Here is a 17937-nt window from a genome sequence, read left to right as displayed (position 1 = left end):
CTCGAACAAGCCGTCCACGTCGGTGAGTATCCCCCGCGGCGCCGGCCGCGGCCGACCCGCCTCGGTCGGGTCAGACGCCGGTCGTCTGCTTGGTGCGCAGGTCGAACCAGGTCTTCTCGTAGCCCGGGATGGTCAGCTGCGTGTTGGTGGGCGTGGCGCCGGGCACCGGAGTGCCCTGGTCGTCGACCCCGAGCAGCTCGGTCGTCACCGGCGTGGCCGGGTGGGCGCCGAGCTCGCCGGCGAAGTGGCAGGCGACCTTGTGCCGCTTGCCGATCTGCAGCAGCGGCGGCTCGACCTTCGCGCAGATCTCCTGCGCGAACTGGCAGCGGGTGCGGAACCGGCAGCCCGACGGCGGGTTGATCGGGCTCGGGACGTCGCCCTCGAGGCGGATGCGCTCGCGCCGCCCGCCGACCGCCGCCTGCTTCACGTCGGGCACCGCGGAGAGCAGGGCCTGCGTGTAGGGGTGGTGCGGCTTGCCGTAGATCGTCTCGCGGTCACCGATCTCCACGATCTTGCCGAGGTACATCACGGCGATCTCGGGACAGAAGTGGCGCACGATCGCGAGGTCGTGGGCGATGAAGAGGAACGCCACGTCGAACTCGGTCTGGATGTCCTGGAGCAGGTTGACGACCTGCGCCTGGATCGACACGTCGAGCGCCGAGACCGGCTCGTCGGCGACGAGCACCTTCGGGTTGAGCGTGAGCGCGCGGGCGATGCCGATGCGCTGGCGCTGGCCACCCGAGAACTCGTTGGGGTAGCGGTTGTAGTGCTCGGGGTTGAGGCCGACGATCTCCAGCAGCTCCTGCACGCGCGGGAGCACCTTGTTCTTCGGCACCACGTTGTGCACCTCGAGCGGGGCGCCGACGATCGTGCCGACGGTGTGGCGCGGGTTCAGGGAGGTGTAGGGGTCCTGGAAGATCATCTGCACGTCGCGGCGCAGCGGCTTCATCTCCTTGTTGGAGACCTTGGCCAGGTCGTGCCCGCCGAACATCATCGAGCCGCCGGTGGGCTTGTAGAGCCGCGTGATCAGCCGGCCGGTCGTCGACTTGCCGCAGCCGGACTCGCCGACCAGGCCGAGCGAGCCGCCCTTGGGCACCTCGAACGAGATCCCGTCGACGGCCTGCACGTGACCGATGGTGCGGCGCACCAGGCCCGAGGACCTCACCGGGAAGTACATCTTCAGGTTGTCGACCGTCAGCACGGCCGGGGCGTCGGGGTCGAGCTCGGCCGCGGTGTGCCCGTGCTCGGCCACCGTGGCGAAGTCGAGGTTCTCGATCCCCACCTCGTGCGTGCCGTAGGCGTCGCTCGCCTCGGGGGCCAGCTGGCGGTCGCCGGTCTCGGCGGCGTTGGCGCCGACCTCGGTCGGAGCGATCCGAGCCTCGGCGTTGGGGTCCTGGGTCATCGGGTCTCCTCGACGAGGTCGGGGGCGATCTCGGGCAGCACCTCGGAACGGTAGACCGCGGTCGGGTCGGCGAGGTGGCAGCGCTTGAGATGGGCCGTGCCCGAGCTGGCCGGCAACAGCTCGGGGAGCTGGGTGCGGCACAGGTCGCCGGGGACCTTGTCGGAGTGCACGCACCGCGGGTGGAAGGAGCAACCGGTCGGCGGCCGCAGCAGGCTCGGCGGGTTGCCCGGGATGGGGATCAGGCGCGCGTCGGTGGAGGCGAGCACGTCCGGGACGCTGGAGAGCAGGCCCCACGTGTAGGGCATCTCCGGCGTCGTCAGGATCTGCTTGGTCGTGCCGAACTCGACGCAGCGACCGGCGTACATCACCAGGACGTCATCGGCCATCTCGGCGATGACGCCGAGGTCGTGGGTGATGATGATGACGGCCGAGTTGAACTCGCGCTGCAGGTCCTGCAGCAGGTCGAGGATCTGGGCCTGGACGGTCACGTCGAGCGCGGTCGTGGGCTCGTCGGCGATGAGCAGCGACGGGTCGTTGATGAGGCCCATGGCGATCATCGCCCGCTGGCGCATGCCGCCGGAGAACTGGTGGGGGTAGTCGTCCACGCGCCGGTCGGGCTGCGGGATGCCGACGCGGTCGAGCATCTCGATGGCCTTGCGGCGGGCGTCGCGCTTCGACGCGCTCGAGTGGTGCACCAGGTAGGCCTCCTCGAGCTGCTTGCCGATCTTGTAGAACGGGTGCAGCGCCGCGAGGGCGTCCTGGAAGATCATGGCCATCGAGTTGCCGCGCAGGGCGCGCATCTTGGACTCGCCGAGGCCGACGACCTCGGTGCCCCCGACGCGGATGGACCCGGAGATCTGCGCTGACTTGGCGTCGTGCAGGCCCATCACGGCCATGCTCGAGACGGACTTGCCCGAGCCGGACTCGCCGACGATGCCGAGGGTCTTGCCCTTCTCCACCGAGTAGGTCAGGCCGCTGACGGCGGTCACCGGCCCGTCCTCGGTCGGGAAGGTCACCTTGAGGTCCTCGACCTCGAGGTAGGGCCCCTCGCCGGTCGACCTCTCGGCCGCGGACGACTGGGTCATGGGAACGCTGGTCACGAAAGCCTCACCCTCGGGTCGAGCACGCTGTAGATGATGTCCACGAGCAGGTTGGCGATGATGAGGACCACCGCGCTGAACAGCGCGGTCGCCATCACCACCGGGAGGTCCCTGCCCTGCACGGCCTCGAGGCTCCACCAGCCGATGCCCTGGATCTCGAAGATCCGTTCGGTGAAGATCGTGCCGGCGAGCAGGGTGCCGAAGTCGATGCCGAAGATCGTCACGACCGGCACCAGGGCGGCGCGCAGGCCGTGCTTGTAGACGATCGTGCGCGCCGGCAGGCCCTTGGACTTCGCCGTGCGGATGTAGTCCTCGGACAGCGCCTCGACCATCGCGCCGCGGGTGAACCGGGTGTACTGGGTGCACCCGAAGATGCCGAGCGCGATCCAGGCCAGGAAGAGCCCGCTGAACCAGGCCCACGGCCCGTCGGTGATCGGTGAGAAGTAGCCCGTGTCGCTGAACAGCGGGATCTCGAACCTGATCGTGAGGTAGAGCCAGGTCAGCAGGGCGAAGAGGTAGTAGGGGATCGAGCTGATGAACAGGAAGCTCGAGACGAGGGCCTTGTCGGCCACGGTGCCGCGGCGCCGGGCCGCTGCCACGCCGATGGGGACACCGAAGAGCAGGTAGAGGAACGCACCGCCGATGGCCACGGAGAAGGTCGCGGGCATGCGCGCGACCAGCTCCTCCTTGACCGGCTGCTTGGTGCGGAAGCTGACGCCCAGGCAGGGCGCGGCGCACTCGTACTCGTTGGAGGCGATCGTCAGGGTCCGGCCCACGAAGACGCCGGCGGCGAACTTGCCGTACTCCTCGTAGACCGGGTTGTTGTAGCCCAGGGTCTCCTCGTAGACGTCGAGCCGCTCGCTGGTGCAGCGGTTGCTGGTCTCGCGGTCACAGATCGGCTGCGCAGGACTCGACGGTCCGTACCAGAACAGCAGGAAGATCGCCATCGAGACCAGCGTCACGACGAGGACTCCCGAGATCAGCCGCTTCACGACATACGCGAACATCGCAGGTCACTCTCCGGGGGTGGTGGATGAGTCGGGCCCCCGAGGCAGACAGCCTACCGGGCCCGGGCTGGCGAGTGGGGGCCCCCGGTTCGGAGGCCCCCACCCGTCAGTGGTTGCTACATCATGCTGGGTTGGTGCTGGTGGTGCTGGGTGGTGCCCCCGTGGAGCGGGGCACCGAGGATCACTGCATCACGAACAGGTCCTTGTAGTTCGGCGCGCCGATCGAGCCATCGCCCGTCGGGTTGCCGATCTTGGTGCCGAAGACGAACAGGTCGTTGCGGAACGCGGTCGGGATGATCGGGAAGTACTCCGTCATGATCTTCTCGTCCAGGTCGCCCCAGGCAGCGGGCTGGTCCTCCTGCGGCAGCGTGCTGACCGCTTCCATCTCCTCGTCGATCGCCGGCTCGGAGAAGTAGGCGGTGTTGTAGACCGCGCCGGTCTTGAGCAGCGACGGGACCATGGTGGCGCCCGACGGCCAGTCCGAGCACCAGTTCACGCCACGGAGGTTGAGCTGCTTGTTGACCTTGTTGTCGGGGTCGAGCCAGATGTTGTAGGGCGACTCCTGGACCGGGATGGCCTTGACGGAGAAGCCACCGGCCTCGAAGCCCTTGGTGATCTGGTCCTGGGCGTCCTTGGCCAGCGGGTCGACCTCGTAGTAGACCATGGTGATCTCGTAGGGCTTGTCGCCGTAGCCGGCCTCGGCCAGCAGCTCCTTGGACTTCTCGGGGTCGTACTTGATCTGCTCCCCGTCGACCTGGAACTCCTTCTTGCCCGCCATGCCGGGAGGCATGACCGAGTTGGCGTAGGTGCGGGTCACGCCCGGAACCTCACCGCCGGCGATCCACACGTCCTCGTAGGGGTAGGCGTAGGCAAGGGCCTTGCGGACCTCGATCTCGGGGATCTTCTCGTAGTCGGGCGTCAGCGTCGAGACGCACTGCGACGTCTGCTGCACGAGGCGGTCACCGAGCTGGCCGTTGGCGTCGTTGTAGTTGCCCGAGCCGAGCGAGGTGGCGACGGCGGTCTGGCTGTCGGAGTTGTCCGAGAGCATGATCTCGTCGACCTTGGCCTGGTCCTGGTTGAACTTGAACACGAACTCGTCGGCGTACTGGTGACGGGCCGGGTCGGAGTCAGCGGACCACTGGTCGTTCTTGACCAGGACCAGCTCCTCGTTGGGCTTGTAGCTGTCGACCTTGTAGGGGCCGTTGGACAGCGGCTTCTGGCCGTAGTTCGGCGGCTTGGAGGCGTTGCCGAGCGGGGCCGGGCCCATGGCCATGAAGGCGCCCCAGTAGTCCATGTCGGGGAACGGGGTGGACATCTTGATGATGATGTCCTGGCCGCTGACCTCGATGCCGTCCCACTGCTCGCAGTTGGGGTCCTTCGCGGTGTAGGGGCCCTCGTACTCGTCGGCGCCGGCGAAGTAGGTCTTGGAGTACTCGGTGCCGGGACCGGACGGGAACGCCGTGGCGTCGAGCGAGCGGCAGATGCCGAACGCGACCTCTTCGGGCGTGACGGGCTTGCCGTCCTCCCACGTGGCGTCCTCACGGATGGTGAAGGTCCACTCCGTGAAGTCCTCGTTGGGCGTGCCGAGGTCGGTGGCGAGGTCGGGGACCAGGACGGGCTGGCCCTGCTCGTCACGGGCGTACTGGGTCAGCGAGCGGCTCGTGAGCGCCTGCTGGATCGAGTTGCCCGCCACCGACCAACCACCGGTGGGGTCGAGGGTGTCGGGTCCCGGCTCACCGGGGAGGTAGACGGTGATGGTGCCACCGGCAGCCGCACCCTCGACCTCGGGAGCGGGGCCCTGACGCTCAGCGTCCTTGGTGCCACCCTCCTGTCCACCGAACTCCCGGTCCGTGCCTCCGTCGCCACTGCCACCGTCGTCCGACGAACCGCCGCCACAGGCAGCGAGGGTCAGAAGAGCGGCTCCAGCGACGAGCGCGAGCGGCTTGTTCCGCTTCATGCTGTCCAGCCTTTCCTTTTTGTTCTCACCGAGGACGGCGTCTCCGGCGACGTGCATGACCTGGGCCGAGGTGTGCCTCAGCGCCGGGTCTTGGGGTCGAGGGCGTCGCGGATCGCGTCACCCAGGAGGTTGAGGGAGAGCACCAGGGCGACGACGCCGATCATCGGCTGCCACAGGTACTGCGGGTAGTCACGGAAGTAGACCGGGGACGCGGCGTCGAGGATCATCTGGCCCCACGACACGCCGTCGGTGACGCCGATGCCGAGGAACGCCAGGCCTGCCTCGAGGGCCACGAAGGCCGGCAGCATCAGCGAGATGCTGATGATGATCGGCGCCGCCAGGTTGGGCAGCAGCTCCTTGAACAGGATGCGCGAGGTGGGCATCCCCATCACCCGGGCCGCCTGGACGAACTCGCGCTCACGCAGCGAGAGGACCTCGCCGCGGATCAGCCGGGCCGTGCCCATCCACCCGAAGATGGACAGCACGATCACCAGGCTGACCTTCTGGACGGTCGCGTAGTTGTCGGAGGTGTTGAACCGGTCGTTGAGGATCGGCGCCAGGGTCAGCGCGGCCAGCAGGAACGGGATGGTGAGGAACATGTCGATGAAGAACGACAGGACCTTGTCGGTCGCCCCGCCGAGGAACCCGCTCAGCAGGCCGATCACGATGCCGACGAACGAGGCCACCACGGCCGCGATCGTCGCGATCATCAGCGAGACCCGGCACCCGTAGAGCCAGTAGGCGAGGTTGTCCTGGCCGGTGAGCGGGGCCACGCCCATGGGGTGGTCCCACGTGAAGGGGCCGTTGGGCGGGCCCATCTCCGGCTTGGGGAGGCCGTTGTTGAGGCCGTCGACCCGCTCGCTGGCCAGCGGCGTCTCGAGGCTCACGCCGAACAGGCTGCAGATCGGACCGGCGAACACCGCGCAGATGATGAAGAACAGCACGACGATCGCGCACACCACCGCGATCTTGTCGCGGGCCAGGCGGCCCAGGGCGATCCGCATCGGCGACTTGCCGGCGATCTCCTTGGCTTCGTGGCTGTTGGGATCCTGCGGCTGCGGCTCGCTGCTCAGCGAGCCCAGCGTCTCCGGCCCTGCGGTTCCTGCCGACATGCTCTCCCCATCTGCTTCGGGACTGTCCCGGCGCCGCGTCCGGGGGTCACCCGAGGCCCGCGCCGAGACGGGACTCTATGTGACCCGTGCCGCATGGACGATCACTGGCGCGTAACGATCCCGTTACGACGCGTTGACCTTCCAGTCGCCCTGCAGCCCGGCAAACCTGCGGGTGATCAGCCCTCGAGCGGGACGTCCTCCGCGGGCGCGGCGTCCACGCCGGCTTCCTTGCGCTGCTCCGCCGTGATGGGTGCAGGCGCCGCCGTGAGGGGGTCGTAGCCGCCACCGGACTTGGGGAACGCGATCACGTCGCGGATCGAGTCGGTGCCCGCGAGGAGGGCCACGATGCGGTCCATCCCGACCGCGATGCCGCCATGCGGAGGTGCACCGAACTTGAAGGCGTCGAGGAGGAAGCCGAACTTCTCCTGCGCCTCCTCCTCCCCCAGTCCCATCACCGCGAAGACGCGCTTCTGGACGTCGCCACGGTGGATACGGATGGACCCGCCGCCGAGCTCGTTGCCGTTGCAGACGATGTCGTAGGCGTAGGCCAGCGCGCTGCCCGGGTCGGTGTCGAAGGTGTCGAGGAACTCGGCCTTGGGGCTGGTGAAGGCGTGGTGCACGGCCGTCCAGGCGCCGGCGCCGACGGCCACGTCGCCACTGGCCACCGCCTCGGAGCTCGGCTCGAACAGCGGCGCGTCGACCACCCAGGTGAAGGCGAACGTCGAGTCGTCGAGCATCCCGCCGCGGCGGCCGATCTCGAGACGGGCGGCCCCCAGCAGCGCGCGGCTGCTCCTGACCGCTCCCGCGGCGAAGAAGACGCAGTCGCCCGGCTGGGCGCCGACGTGGGCCACGAGGCCCTCGCGCTCGGCCTCGGACAGGTTCTTGGCGACCGGGCCGCCGAGCTCGCCGTCCTCGGCCACGGTGACGTACGCCAGGCCCTTGGCGCCGCGCTGCTTGGCCCAGTCCTGCCACGCGTCGAACTGGCGGCGCGGCTGGCTGCCGCCGCCGGGCATGACCACGGCACCGACGTAGGCGGCGTTCTCCGGGGAGAAGACGCGGAACGGCGTGTCCGCGAAGTACTCGGTGCAGTCGACGAGCTCGAGGCCCATCCGGAGGTCCGGCTTGTCGGAGCCGTAGCGCGCCATCGCCTCCGCGTACGTCATCCGCGGCAGCGGCCGCTCGATCGTGTGGCCGGCCTGGGCCCACATCGCCTCCAGGACGTCCTCCATCAGCGTGATGACGTCCTCCTGGTCCACAAAGCTCATCTCGATGTCGAGCTGGGTGAACTCGGGCTGGCGGTCTGCGCGGAAGTCCTCGTCGCGGTAGCAGCGCGCGATCTGGTAGTAGCGCTCCATGCCGCCGACCATGAGCAGCTGCTTGAACAGCTGCGGGCTCTGCGGCAGGGCGTACCAGCTGCCGGGCGCGAGCCGCGCCGGCACCAGGAAGTCGCGCGCACCCTCGGGCGTGGAGCGGGTCAGCGTCGGCGTCTCGACCTCGACGAAGTCGCGCGCGTCCAGGACGTCGCGAGCCGCCTTGTTGATCTTGCTGCGCAGCCGCAGGGCGGCGTTGGGCCCGGAGCGGCGCAGGTCGAGGTAGCGGTGCCGCAGGCGCGCCTCCTCGCCGACCTCTCCGCCCTTGTGGCCCGACGCGTCGTCGATGGGGAAGGGCAGCGGGTCGGAGGTGGACAGCACCTCGACCTCGGCCGCGACGACCTCGTAGTGCCCGGTCGGGAGCTGCGGGTTCACGTTGCCCTCGCTGCGCTCGACCACCTCCCCCGTCACCTTCAGGCAGAACTCGCTGCGGAGCGGGTGCGCGACCTCGGGGTCCCTGATCACGACCTGGACGACGCCGGATGCGTCGCGCAGGTCGATGAACGCCACCCCGCCGTGGTCGCGTCGCCGCGCCACCCACCCGGCGAGCGTGACGGTCTGGCCGACGTGCGCGGGCTGCGTCAGGGCGCCGGCCTCATGGGTGCGGATCACTGGTTCTCCTCGGTGTCACTGGTGCTGGTGGTGGTGCTGGCGGTGGTGCCGGTCGTCATGACCGTGCTGGTGATGCTGGGTCGCAGGTCGGCCGCCGGCGGGGTCCAGGTCCACGGATCGGCCTCGACCTGCTCGCCGCTGCGGATGTCCTTGACCTGGTGGCGGCCGTCGGCCTGGACGAACCAGACGTAGGGGATGCCGCGCCGCTCGGCGAAGCGGATCTGCTTGCCGAACTTGGCTGGTGAGGGGGCCACCTCGCAAGCGATTTCGCGCGCCCGCAGCCCGGCGGCCACCCGGGTGCTCGCGGCGCGGTCGTCCTCGGTGTTGAGCGCGACGAGCACCGCGCTGGGCACCGGCCGGCTCCCGGACAGCACGCCGTCGGCGATGAGCGGGACCAGCGTCCGGGAGACGCCGAAGGAGACCCCGACGCCGGGGTACGTCGTACGCCCGTCGCTGGCCAGGGCGTCGTAGCGCCCTCCCCCGCCGACGGACTTCAGGCGCTCGTAGCCCTCCATGAAGATCTCCACGACCGTGCCGGTGTAGTAGTCGAGGCCGCGCGCGATGCGCAGGTTGGCCTCGACCGCGACGCGGTCGCCGGCGACGGCACTGCAGCCCTCGACGACCGCCGCGAGCTCGGCCAGGCCCTCCTCGAGCAGCTCGTCGGTGACCCCGAGCGCCCGGACGCGGTCGACGAAGGACGTGTCGGCGACCCGGATGGTGGCCAGCTCGAGGCACTGCCGCGCCTGCTCCGGCGTGGCACCGACCCGCTCGACGAGCATCCGCGCGACCTCGTCGGCGGGGAGCTTGTCGAGCTTGTCGATCACCCGGATCGCGTCGGTGACGTCGTCGATGCCGAGGCCGCGGTAGAAGCCCTGGATCAGCTTGCGGTTGTTGAACTGGAACGACACGCGCGGGATCGGCAGCCGGCCGAGGGCGTCGACCATCACCGACATCACCTCGACGTCGTGGTGGAACGGCAGCTCGTCGCGGCCGACGATGTCGACGTCGGCCTGGGTGAACTGCCGGTAGCGCCCCTCCTGCGGGCGCTCGCCGCGCCAGACCGGCTGCACCTGGTAGCGCCGGAACGGCAGCTCGAGGTGGCCGGCGTGCTCGAGGACGTAGCGCGCGAACGGCACGGTGAGGTCGAAGTGGAGGCCCAGCTCGGCCCTGGTGTCGGGCTCGGCGGAGATGCGCTGGAGGACGTAGATCTCCTTGTCGATCTCGCCGCCCTTCGCCAGCCGCTCGACCGGCTCGACGGCCCGGGTCTCGATGTTGGCGAAGCCGTGCAGCTCGAAGGTGCGCGACAGCGACGCCACGACCTCCCGCTCGACGGTGCGCTGCGCGGGCAGCAGCTCGGGGAACCCGCTCAGCGGGCTGATCTTGCTCATCGGGGGTCCTGGCTGAGGTCGTGGAGGAAGGGGTTGGTGGCGCGTTCGCGGCCGATCGAGGTCTGCTCGCCGTGACCGGGCAGCACGACGACGTCGTCGGCCAGGGGCAGCACCTTCTCGGCGAGGCTGCGCAGCATGGCGGCGTGGTCGCCGCCGGGCAGGTCGGTGCGCCCGATGGAGCCGGCGAACAGCAGGTCGCCGGAGAACATCACCTCGGAGACGTCCTGCTGCGCGTAGGGCGAGCGGAAGGTCACCGAGCCCTCGGTGTGGCCCGGCGTGTGGTCCACGACGAACCTCATCCCGGCGAGCTCGAGCTCGGCGAGGTCCGCCAGCTCGCGTACGTCGTCGGGCTCGGCCCACGAGTAGTCGCCGCCGAGCAGCATCGCGGTGGTCTCCGGGCTCATCCCGGCCATCGGGTCCGAGAGCAGGTGCCGGTCCGCGGGGTGGATCCACGCCGTCGCGTCGTAGGTGCCGGCGACGGGAGCGACGCACCACATGTGGTCGACGTGGCCGTGGGTGACGAGCACGCTGACCGGCTTGAGCCGGTGCTCGCGGACCACCTGCGCGACCCCCTCGGCGGAGTCCTTGCCCGGGTCGACCACGACGCACTCGGCGCCGGGTCCCGTCGCCACGACGTAGCAGTTGGTCCCCCAGGGTCCGGCGGGGAAGCCAGCGATGAACACAGGCGTCAGTCCTTGCTTGTCGTGCGGCTCGTCGGGCAGCGCGAGGTGTCGTGCTCCGGCGGGAAGCCTACCGAGGCCGCTCCCCGCCATGACTACGATGGGCGACCATGAGCGCCGACAAGCAGTCCCGAGACGACTCGGCCCCGGGTGAGACCACCTGGGGACGGGTGGCCGAGGACGGCACCGTCTACGTCCGCACCGCCGACGGGGAGCGATCCGTCGGGTCCTACGAGGCCGGCACACCGGCCGAGGCACTGGACTTCTTCACCAAGCGCTTCGAGGAGCTGGAGGGCAAGGTCCACCTGCTGGAGCAGCGCGTGGCGTCCGGCCGGCTCGCCCCCGAGGAGGCCACCTCCTCCATCAAGGCGCTGCGCGAGCAGGTCGTGGACGCGCACGCCGTGGGCGACCTGGTCTCCCTGGCCGCGCGGCTCGACGCCCTCGCCCCCGTCATCGCCGCCCAGCGCGCCGCCCGCAAGGAGGAGCGCGCCCAGAAGAGCGCCGAGTCCAAGGCCCAGAAGGAGACGCTGGTCGCCGAGGCCGAGCGCCTCGCCGAGGGCACCGACTGGCGCAACGGCGCCAACCGCCTGCGCGAGCTGCTCGCCACGTGGAAGGAGCTGCCCCGGCTCGACCGTGCCACCGACGACGCCCTGTGGCGGCGCTTCTCCACCGCGCGCACGACGTACACCCGCCACCGCAAGGCGCACTTCGCCGAGGAGCACGAGCGTCGCGACTCCGCCCGCGTGGTCAAGGAGCGGCTCGCCAAGGAGGCCGAGGCGCTCGCCACCTCGACGGACTGGGGACCGACCGCCGGTCGCTACCGCGACCTGATGCGCGAGTGGAAGGCCGCCGGCCCGGCGCCCCGCGAGATCGACGACCAGCTCTGGCAGCGCTTCCGGGGAGCGCAGGACACCTTCTTCGGTGCCCGCGACGCGGCCAACGCCGCCCTCGACCAGGAGTTCGCCGCCAACGCCGAGGTCAAGGACCAGATCATCGTCGAGGCCGAGGCGCTGGTGCCCCAGGCCCAGCGGGGCGGCGCGGACTTCGAGGCCGCCAAGAAGGCCTTCCGTGACCTCGCCGACCGCTGGGACGCCGCCGGCAAGGTGCCCCGCGACCGGATGAAGGAGCTCGAGGGCCGGATGCGGAAGGTCGAGCAGGCCATCCGTGCGGTCGAGGACGAGCAGTGGAGCCGCACCGACCCGGAGAAGTCCGCCCGCGCCGACGACATGATCAGCAAGCTCGAGGCCGGCATCGCCGAGACCCAGGCCAAGCTCGACAAGGCCACCGCCGCCGGCGACGACCGGCGCGTCAAGGACCTCGAGTCCGAGCTGGGCAACAAGCAGGCGTTCCTCGAGATGGCGAAGAAGGCGGCGGCCGACTTCGGCTAGATGGCGCTCGCTCCGCTCGCGCGTGCTGTGCTTGATGGCTCGCTCCGCTCGCCGTGCTCGCCGCCCCTGAGGACTCGGCGAGCCCGTGGTTTGAGGTGGGCGGATCGAGGAGCGCAGCGAGCGTGGCGAGCCCCGAGGTCAGATGATCTGGAGGCTCGGCGCCCGGCGCTGTCTGCACTGACGAGCGACGCGAGCGCAGCGAGCAAGCCGAGGAGGGAAGACAGCGCCCTCAAGGGCGCCGAGCACGCGAGCGCAGCGAGCCAGACAGCACCGTCCTCCACCCGGAACCGCCGAGCGGAGCGAGCGCCATTCAGCTGGTGACGCGGTAGGCGTCGAAGACCCCCGGCACGGCCCGGACGGCGCGGAGCACGCCGTCGAGGTGGGCGGCGTCGGCCATCTCGAAGGAGAACCGGCTCTTGGCCACGCGGTCACGGGTGGTGGAGAGCGTGGCGCTGAGGATGTTCACGTGGGCGTCGGAGAGCGCCATCGTGATGTCGGAGAGCAGGCGCGCGCGGTCGAGGGCCTCGACCTGGATGTTGACCAGGAAGGTCGACTGCGACGTCGGCGCCCACTCGACCTCGAGCACCCGCTCGGGCTGGCCGAGCAGGCTGGAGGCGTTGGTGCAGTCCTTGCGGTGCACCGACACTCCCCCGCCCTTGGTGACGAAGCCGAGGATCGGGTCGGGCGGCACCGGTGTGCAGCACTTGGCGAGCTTGACCCAGAGGTCGTCGACGCCGGGGACGATGACGCCGGAGTCGGTCGGGGCGCGCTTGGCCCGCGACCGGCCGGTGATCGTGACGCCCTCGGAGAGGTCCTCGGCGGCCCCCTCGTCGCCGCCGTGCAGGTCGATGACGCGGCGTACGACGGCCTGCGCGCTGAGGTTGCCCTCGCCGACCGCGGCGTAGAGCGCGGAGACGTCGGCGTGGTGGAAGTGCTCGGCGACCAGGCCGAGCACGTCGTGGCTCATCAGCCGGGTGAGGGGCATGCCCTCCTTGCGCATCAGCTTGGCGATCTGGTCCTTGCCGCGCTCGATGGCCTCCTCGCGGCGCTCCTTGGTGAACCACTGGCGGATCTTGGAGCGGGCGCGCGGGGACTGCACGAAGTTGAGCCAGTCGCGTGAGGGACCCGACGTCGGCGACTTGGAGGTGAAGACCTCCACCACGTCGCCGTTGTCGAGCTTGGACTCCAGCGGCACGAGCCGGCCGTTGACCCGGGAGCCGATCGTGTGGTGGCCGACCTCGGTGTGGACGGCGTAGGCGAAGTCGACGGGCGTCGCGCCCGACGGCAGCGGGATCACGTCGCCACGCGGGGTGAAGACGTAGACCTGCGCCTGGTTCATCTCGAAGCGCAGCGACTCCAGGAACTCGCCCGGGTCCTCGACCTCGCTCTGCCAGTCGAGCAGCTGGCGCAGCCAGGTGAGGTCGTCCTTGTCGCCGAGGCGGTCGGTGTCGACGCCGGCCTTCGAGTTCTCCTTGTACTTCCAGTGCGCCGCGACGCCGTACTCGGCCCGGCGGTGCTGGGCGAACGTGCGGATCTGCACCTCGACCGGCTTGCCCTGCGGGCCGATGACCGTCGTGTGGAGCGACTGGTACATGTTGAACTTCGGCATCGCGACGTAGTCCTTGAACCGCCCCAGCACCGGGTTCCAGCGCGAGTGGATCACGCCGAGCGCGCTGTAGCAGTCGCGGTCCTCGTCGACGAGGATGCGGATGCCGACGAGGTCGTAGATGTCGGAGAAGTCGCGACCGCCGACGATCATCTTCTGGTAGATCGAGTAGTAGTGCTTGGGCCGGCCGGTGACCTTGGCGTTGATGCGCCCGGCCTTGAGGTCCTGCTCGATCTCGGCGACCACCTCGGCCAGGAACTGGTCGCGCGAGGGCGCTCGCTCGGCGACCATCCGGACGATCTCGTCGTAGATCTTGGGGTGCAGGGTGGCGAAGGCGAGGTCCTCGAGCTCCCACTTGAGCGTGTTCATGCCGAGGCGGTGGGCCAGCGGAGCGTAGATGTCGAGCGTCTCGCGCGAGGAGCGCTCCTGCGACGCGGCCGGGACGTAGCGCAGGGTGCGCATGTTGTGGAGGCGGTCGGCGAGCTTGATGACCAGCACCCGGATGTCGCGGGCCATCGCGACGATCATCTTGCGGATGGTCTCGGCCTGCGCCGAGTCGCCGTACTGCACCTTGTCGAGCTTGGTGACCCCGTCGACCAGGACCGCGACCTCGTCGCCGAAGTCGGAGCGGAGCTCGTCGAGGGTGTAGGGCGTGTCCTCGACCGTGTCGTGCAGCAGCGCGGCGACCAGCGTCGGCTCGGTCATGCCGATGTCGGCCAGGATCGTCGTCACCGCGAGCGGGTGGGTGATGTAGGGGTCGCCGCTCTTGCGCATCTGGCCGGTGTGCCACTTGTCGGCGACGGCGTAGGCCCGCTCCAGCAGCGCCAGGTCGGCCTTGGGGTGGTTGGCGCGGACGGCCCGGAACAGGGGCTCGAGCACCGGGTTGGAGGCGGGGGGCCGGGTGCCGACGCGGGCGAGGCGCGCACGCATGCCGCGCGCGGTCAGGGGCGCCTTCGGCTCCTGCGTGGGCACCGTCTCCTCTGCCATTGGCCCAGTCTAGTGACGCTCTGGGCGGTCCCGTGCCCCGACGTCCTCAGATCGTCAGCAGGGTGGCGACCGGCAGGTCGCCGGTGACCGAGCGCGGGTCGAGGAACGACAGCTCCATCAGCACCGAGACGCCCGTCGCGGTGCCGCCGCAGGCCTCGACCAGCTGTCGGGTCGCGTCGACGGTGCCGCCGGTGGCGAGCACGTCGTCGACCAGCAGGACCCGCTCACCCGGCGCGATGCCGTCCTCGTGGAGCTCGAGGGTCGCCTCGCCGTACTCGAGGGAGTAGGTCACCGCGTGCGCCGCACGCGGCAGCTTGCCCGCCTTGCGGACCGGGACGAACCCGACGCCGAGGGCGAGGGCGACGGGGGCGGCGAGGATGAAGCCGCGCGCCTCCATGCCGACGACCTTGTCCACGACGACGGTGCCGTGGTCGTCGCGGCCGGCGGCGGCCAGCGCCGTGATGATCGCCGAGAAGGCGTGGTGGTCGGCCAGGACGGGGGTGATGTCCTTGAAGACGACGCCCGGCGTGGGCCAGTCGGACACGTCGACGGTGAGGCGCGCGAGCGCCTCCTGGGCCGTACGCCGGTCAGGCATCGCCGGGCTCCGCAGCGCCCGGCTCCCCGACGACCGGCGAGTCGACGCGCGCGATGGCGGCGCGGGCGATCTCGATGGTCGTGCCGGGCGCGATCTCGAGGCGGGCGCGGTCGTCCACGAGCGAGACGACGGTGCCGTAGACGCCCGACGACATCATCACGCGCTGGCCGACCTCGATGCTGTTCTGGAGCGCGGTGACCTCTCGCTGGCGGCGCTGCTGGGGGCGGACCACCATGAACCAGAACAGGGCCAGGATGGCGACCAGGGGCAGCAGGGCGGCGAGATCGTTCACGGTCGGGGCTCTCCTCGGAGGGATCGGGTGGCGGAGCGCGTGGAGTCTACGCGGACGCCCGCCGGCCTCACACCTCGTCGAAGAGCGTGGAGTCGACCGTCGGCACCGCGGGCGGGGTGAGCCCCAGGTGGTGCCAGGCAGCGGGGGTCGCGACCCGGCCGCGAGGGGTGCGGGCGAGCATGCCCATGCGCACCAGGAACGGCTCGGCGACCTCCTCCACGGTCTCCCGCTCCTCGCCGACAGCGACGGCCAGGGTGGAGACCCCGACCGGTCCCCCGCCGAAGCGGCGGCACAGCACGTCGAGCACGGCGCGGTCGAGGCGGTCGAGCCCCGACTCGTCGACCTCGAACAGGTCGAGGGCCGCCTGCGCCACCGGCAGCGTGAGCACGCCGTCGGCGCGCACCTGGGCGTAGTCGCGGACCCGGCGCAGCAGCCGGTTGGCGATGCGCGGGGTGCCGCGCGAGCGCGACGCGATCTCGCTCGAGCCCTCGGCGGTCAGGTGCACGCCGAGCAGCCCCGCGGAGCGGTGCACGATCTGGTCGAGCTCGTCGGGCTCGTAGAACTCGAGGTGGGCGGTGAAGCCGAACCGGTCGCGCAGCGGGCCGGGCAGGAGGCCGGCGCGGGTGGTGGCCCCGACCAGCGTGAACGGCGGGATGTCGAGCGGGATGGCGGTCGCGCCGGGTCCCTTGCCGATCACGACGTCGACCCGGAAGTCCTCCATGGCCATGTAGAGCATCTCCTCCGCCGGCCGCGACATCCGGTGGATCTCGTCGACGAAGAGGACGTCGCCCTCGTTGAGCCCCGAGAGGATCGCGGCGAGGTCGCCGGCGTGGGTGATCGCCGGACCGCTCGTGAGGCGCAGCGGCGTGCTCATCTCGCTGGCGATGATCATCGCCAGCGTGGTCTTGCCGAGCCCCGGCGGGCCGGAGAGGAGGACGTGGTCGGGGGCGCGGCCGCGACGGCGGGCGGCCTCGAGGACCAGCCCGAGCTGGTCGCGCACGCGCACCTGTCCGACCACCTCGTCGAGGCTCTTGGGCCGCAGCGCCGCCTCCACCACGCGCTCGTCACCGTCGGCGTCGGCGTCGGTGAGGCGCTGGAGGTGCGACAGCTCCGCGGCCGTCAGGTCGAGGTCGGAGTCGAGGTCGGAGTCGAGGTCGGTGTCGTCCCAGTCCATGTGCTCGTGTCCTCGCTCAGGCCTTGCTCAGCGTGCGGAGCGCGGCGCGCAGCAGGGCGCCGACGTCGGGCGCGTCGCCGGCCTCGAGCGCGACGGCATCGACGGCCTTCTCCGACTCCTTGGCAGACCAGCCCAGGCCGATGAGCCCCTGCTGGACCTGGTCGCGCCACGCGGGGACCGCGGCAGCCACGGCCGCGGGGTGATGCACGCCGACGGGCGGGCCGATGCGGTCCTTGAGCTCGAGGATGATGCGCTGGGCGCCCTTCTGGCCGATGCCCGGCACGCGGGTGAGGGCCTTGACGTCCTCGGTGGAGATCGCGCGGCGGACGTCGTCGGGGCTCATCACCGCCACGATCGCCTGGGCGACCTTGGGGCCGACGCCCGAGGCGGTCTGCACGATCTCGAAGATCTGCTTCTCGTCGTCGTCGAGGAAGCCGAAGATCGTCAGGCTGTCCTCGCGCACGACCATGCTCGTGGGCAGCGTCGCGGAGCGACCCACCCGCAGCGTGGCGAGCGTGCCCGGGGTGCACATCAGCTCGAGGCCGACGCCGCCGACCTCGAGGACGGCGCTGTTGAGCGTGACGGCGGCGACCTCGCCGCGGACGAAGGCGATCATCGGGTCCTCACGGTGGTCCTCCTCTGGGTCGCGCGCGCCTGGGCGGCGGCAGCCTCGAGCCGGTTGCTCGCCGCGCCGCGCCACACGTGGGTGATGGCCAGGGCCAGGGCGTCGGCGGCGTCGGCCGGCTTGGGCAGCTCGGTGAGCCGCAGGATGCGCACCACCATGGCGCCCACCTGCGCCTTGTCGGCCCGGCCGTTGCCGGAGACGGCGGCCTTGACCTCGCTCGGGGTGTGCATGGCGATCGGCAGCCCCCGGCGCGCGGCCACCACGAGGGCGATGCCGCTGGCCTGGGCGGTGCCCATGATGGTGCTGGAGTCGGACCGGGCGAAGACCCGCTCGACGGCGACGGCGTCGGGCCGGTGCTCCTCGATCCAGGCGTCGAGGCCGCGCTCGATGGTCACGAGGCGCTCCGCGATCGGCAGCGTGGAGCTGGTGCGGATCACTCCGACGTCGACCATCGACAGGGGTCGGCCGACACTGCCGTCGACCACGCCGACACCGCACCGGGTCAGGCCGGGGTCGATGCCGAGCACGCGCACGCCTCACACCTCTCGCCGACCGGATCCGTCCGAACACCTGTTCGTGCGGCCACGCTATCCCGCGGCGTCGGCGCCACGGCGCACGACACGCGCGGCGGCAGCGCCTGCG

Annotated in this window: 15 protein-coding genes; 1 reads left to right on the top strand and 14 read right to left on the bottom strand. The window is 70.7% G+C overall.

The features are described 5' to 3' along the window. Positions 1 to 70: 70 nt before the first annotated feature. The 8 genes from HN031_RS19805 to HN031_RS19770 all read right to left on the bottom strand — a co-directional run bounded on the left by HN031_RS19805 (position 71) and on the right by HN031_RS19770 (position 10631). The gene (locus tag HN031_RS19805; RefSeq protein ID WP_172274489.1) at positions 71 to 1402 is read right to left on the bottom strand and encodes an ABC transporter ATP-binding protein; all 1332 of its coding nucleotides are present in this window, start codon (positions 1400 to 1402) and stop codon (positions 71 to 73) included. After that, the gene (locus HN031_RS19800; RefSeq protein ID WP_172275109.1) at positions 1399 to 2487 is read right to left on the bottom strand and encodes an ABC transporter ATP-binding protein; all 1089 of its coding nucleotides are present in this window, start codon (positions 2485 to 2487) and stop codon (positions 1399 to 1401) included. Before HN031_RS19800 ends, HN031_RS19805 begins: the two co-directional genes overlap by 4 nt. Before the next feature lie 11 nt (positions 2488 to 2498). Continuing rightward, the gene (locus tag HN031_RS19795) at positions 2499 to 3509 is read right to left on the bottom strand and encodes an ABC transporter permease (RefSeq protein ID WP_172274487.1); all 1011 of its coding nucleotides are present in this window, start codon (positions 3507 to 3509) and stop codon (positions 2499 to 2501) included. A gap of 181 nt (positions 3510 to 3690) precedes the next feature. Further along, complete coding sequence (locus HN031_RS19790; protein ID WP_172274485.1) at positions 3691 to 5466, bottom strand: ABC transporter substrate-binding protein; 1776 nt, start codon at positions 5464 to 5466, stop codon at positions 3691 to 3693. Between the two features lie 77 nt (positions 5467 to 5543). Next, entirely contained in the window at positions 5544 to 6578 is a 1035-nt protein-coding gene (locus tag HN031_RS19785; protein ID WP_172274483.1) for an ABC transporter permease, read from the bottom strand. Positions 6579 to 6754: 176 nt separating this feature from the next. Beyond that, on the bottom strand, positions 6755 to 8560 hold the full coding sequence (gene aspS / locus HN031_RS19780) for an aspartate--tRNA ligase (RefSeq protein ID WP_172274481.1): 1806 nt from the start codon (positions 8558 to 8560) through the stop codon (positions 6755 to 6757). Next, positions 8557 to 9948 (bottom strand): histidine--tRNA ligase, encoded by a 1392-nt coding sequence (gene hisS, locus HN031_RS19775; RefSeq protein WP_172274478.1) that lies wholly within the window; start codon positions 9946 to 9948, stop codon positions 8557 to 8559. The genes aspS and hisS overlap by 4 nt, the downstream gene beginning before the upstream one ends. Continuing rightward, a complete protein-coding gene (locus HN031_RS19770) occupies positions 9945 to 10631 on the bottom strand; it encodes an MBL fold metallo-hydrolase (protein ID WP_172274475.1) in 687 nt (228 codons plus the stop codon). Before HN031_RS19770 ends, hisS begins: the two co-directional genes overlap by 4 nt. Before the next feature lie 107 nt (positions 10632 to 10738). Here HN031_RS19770 and HN031_RS19765 point away from each other — a divergent pair, with 107 nt between their 5' ends. Further along, the gene (locus HN031_RS19765) at positions 10739 to 12016 is read left to right on the top strand and encodes a DUF349 domain-containing protein (RefSeq protein ID WP_172274472.1); all 1278 of its coding nucleotides are present in this window, start codon (positions 10739 to 10741) and stop codon (positions 12014 to 12016) included. A 310-nt stretch (positions 12017 to 12326) separates the two neighbouring features. Here the strand turns inward: HN031_RS19765 and HN031_RS19760 are convergent, their stop codons facing one another. The 6 genes from HN031_RS19760 to ruvC form a co-directional block, all read right to left on the bottom strand. Next, a complete protein-coding gene (locus HN031_RS19760; RefSeq protein WP_172275107.1) occupies positions 12327 to 14552 on the bottom strand; it encodes a bifunctional (p)ppGpp synthetase/guanosine-3',5'-bis(diphosphate) 3'-pyrophosphohydrolase in 2226 nt (741 codons plus the stop codon). A gap of 103 nt (positions 14553 to 14655) precedes the next feature. Beyond that, the gene (locus HN031_RS19755; RefSeq protein WP_172274469.1) at positions 14656 to 15204 is read right to left on the bottom strand and encodes an adenine phosphoribosyltransferase; all 549 of its coding nucleotides are present in this window, start codon (positions 15202 to 15204) and stop codon (positions 14656 to 14658) included. Then, the gene (gene yajC / locus HN031_RS19750; RefSeq protein WP_172274466.1) at positions 15197 to 15496 is read right to left on the bottom strand and encodes a preprotein translocase subunit YajC; all 300 of its coding nucleotides are present in this window, start codon (positions 15494 to 15496) and stop codon (positions 15197 to 15199) included. The genes HN031_RS19755 and yajC overlap by 8 nt, the downstream gene beginning before the upstream one ends. A gap of 67 nt (positions 15497 to 15563) precedes the next feature. Beyond that, positions 15564 to 16670: a Holliday junction branch migration DNA helicase RuvB gene (gene ruvB / locus HN031_RS19745; RefSeq protein ID WP_172274463.1), complete on the bottom strand. Its 1107-nt coding sequence runs from the start codon at positions 16668 to 16670 to the stop codon at positions 15564 to 15566. A 16-nt stretch (positions 16671 to 16686) separates the two neighbouring features. Next, the gene (gene ruvA / locus HN031_RS19740) at positions 16687 to 17286 is read right to left on the bottom strand and encodes a Holliday junction branch migration protein RuvA (RefSeq protein ID WP_172274460.1); all 600 of its coding nucleotides are present in this window, start codon (positions 17284 to 17286) and stop codon (positions 16687 to 16689) included. Further along, the gene (gene ruvC / locus HN031_RS19735; RefSeq protein ID WP_172274457.1) at positions 17283 to 17828 is read right to left on the bottom strand and encodes a crossover junction endodeoxyribonuclease RuvC; all 546 of its coding nucleotides are present in this window, start codon (positions 17826 to 17828) and stop codon (positions 17283 to 17285) included. The genes ruvA and ruvC overlap by 4 nt, the downstream gene beginning before the upstream one ends. Positions 17829 to 17937 lie beyond the last annotated feature (109 nt).

Origin of the sequence: Nocardioides sp. zg-1308 (assembly GCF_013155375.1) — a bacterium.
Taxonomy (GTDB): Bacteria; Actinomycetota; Actinomycetes; order Propionibacteriales; family Nocardioidaceae; genus Nocardioides; species Nocardioides renjunii.
Note: the sequence above shows the minus strand (reverse complement) of the source record. Positions and strands in the feature narration are given on the sequence as shown.

Bases quoted from the DNA above. Each gene is read 5' to 3' on its own strand.
- HN031_RS19805 (WP_172274489.1), bottom strand. From the start codon at position 1,402: ATGACCCAGGACCCCAACGCCGAGGCTCGGATCGCTCCGACCGAGGTC.
- HN031_RS19800 (WP_172275109.1), bottom strand. From the start codon at position 2,487: ATGACCCAGTCGTCCGCGGCCGAGAGGTCGACCGGCGAGGGGCCCTAC.
- HN031_RS19795 (WP_172274487.1), bottom strand. From the start codon at position 3,509: ATGTTCGCGTATGTCGTGAAGCGGCTGATCTCGGGAGTCCTCGTCGTG.
- HN031_RS19790 (WP_172274485.1), bottom strand. From the start codon at position 5,466: ATGAAGCGGAACAAGCCGCTCGCGCTCGTCGCTGGAGCCGCTCTTCTG.
- HN031_RS19785 (WP_172274483.1), bottom strand. From the start codon at position 6,578: ATGTCGGCAGGAACCGCAGGGCCGGAGACGCTGGGCTCGCTGAGCAGC.
- hisS (WP_172274478.1), bottom strand. From the start codon at position 9,948: ATGAGCAAGATCAGCCCGCTGAGCGGGTTCCCCGAGCTGCTGCCCGCG.
- HN031_RS19765 (WP_172274472.1), top strand. From the start codon at position 10,739: ATGAGCGCCGACAAGCAGTCCCGAGACGACTCGGCCCCGGGTGAGACC.
- HN031_RS19760 (WP_172275107.1), bottom strand. From the start codon at position 14,552: ATGCGTGCGCGCCTCGCCCGCGTCGGCACCCGGCCCCCCGCCTCCAAC.
- HN031_RS19755 (WP_172274469.1), bottom strand. From the start codon at position 15,204: ATGCCTGACCGGCGTACGGCCCAGGAGGCGCTCGCGCGCCTCACCGTC.
- ruvB (WP_172274463.1), bottom strand. From the start codon at position 16,670: ATGGACTGGGACGACACCGACCTCGACTCCGACCTCGACTCCGACCTC.
- ruvA (WP_172274460.1), bottom strand. From the start codon at position 17,286: ATGATCGCCTTCGTCCGCGGCGAGGTCGCCGCCGTCACGCTCAACAGC.